General features: G+C 45.1%; 2 rRNA genes. Both read right to left on the bottom strand.

Features of this window, described 5'->3' with window-relative positions:
• Nucleotides 1-89 (bottom strand): 5S ribosomal RNA (rrf, locus tag LJC66_RS27600); the annotation flags it as partial.
• A gap of 62 nt (nucleotides 90-151) precedes the next feature.
• Nucleotides 152-255: ribosomal RNA gene (locus LJC66_RS27595) — 23S ribosomal RNA — on the bottom strand; the annotation flags it as partial.

Below are 255 nucleotides of genomic sequence, written 5' to 3'. Positions count from 1 at the left end.
ACAAAGTCCCAACTACCATTGGCGCTAAAGAGCTTAACTTCCGTGTTCGGTATGGGAACGGGTGTGACCTCTTCGCTATCGCCACCAGACAAGAGATTGCTCTCTCAAAACTAGATAACAGTTCGCTAAGTAAAGCTTACGCTTTTAAAGTTTGGTTAAGTCCTCGATCGATTAGTATCAGTCAGCTACACATGTCGCCACGCTTCCACCTCTGACCTATCAACCTGATCATCTTTCAGGGATCTTACTAGCTTA

The sequence above is a fragment of the Priestia sp. TSO9 genome, assembly GCF_021029645.1.
GTDB classification, from domain to species: Bacteria; Bacillota; Bacilli; order Bacillales; family Bacillaceae_H; genus Priestia; species Priestia megaterium_E.
This window is presented reverse-complemented; position numbering and strand designations above follow the sequence as displayed.